A 501-nucleotide genomic window follows, 5' to 3' on the forward strand; every position below is an offset into this window, starting at 1 on the left:
TCCTCCCTCTTTCCCTCTTTCCCTTCCCCCTCCCTCCCCTTTCTCCCTTCTTCCCTCTCCTCTGTCGGGTCCCCTCTGCCCTCCCCCTCTCTTTCCTTCCCCCCTCCCCTCCCCCTTCTTCCTTCCCTTGATGCAGAGATTGAAGAAATCTCCCCTTCCCTCCCCCCCCTCCTTTTCCTTCTCTTCTCCCTCTTTTCCCCCTTCTTCCTTCTCTTCCTCCTTTCCCCCTTTTCCCCTTCCTTTTCGGACAAATAGTCTCTTGTGTAGTATTTCCTTCTCCCTGCTCTCCCTCCTCTTTCCCTCTTCTTCTTTCCCTTCCTTCCTCCTCTTTCTTTTTTTCTTCCGCGTTTTTCTCTTCTTTTCTTTCTTCTTTCCTTTCCTTTTCCTTCTTTCTCTTTATCTCCCTTTCTCCGTATGCCTTCTATCTTTCCGTTTCTCCTTTTGTCTCTTTTCTCCTTCCTTCTTTCTTCTTTTCTTTTCCTCTTTCCCTTCCCTTTTTGA

The 501-nt window shown here is 48.7% G+C and carries 1 protein-coding gene; it reads right to left on the reverse strand.

Going from position 1 to position 501, the window contains the following annotated elements; all coding sequences use genetic code 11:
- A partial coding sequence (locus E1963_RS23980) for a hypothetical protein (protein ID WP_201272126.1) occupies positions 1–501 on the reverse strand: 501 nt, incomplete at both ends.

The organism is Extibacter muris, assembly GCF_004345005.1.
GTDB classification, from domain to species: Bacteria; Bacillota; Clostridia; order Lachnospirales; family Lachnospiraceae; genus Extibacter; species Extibacter muris.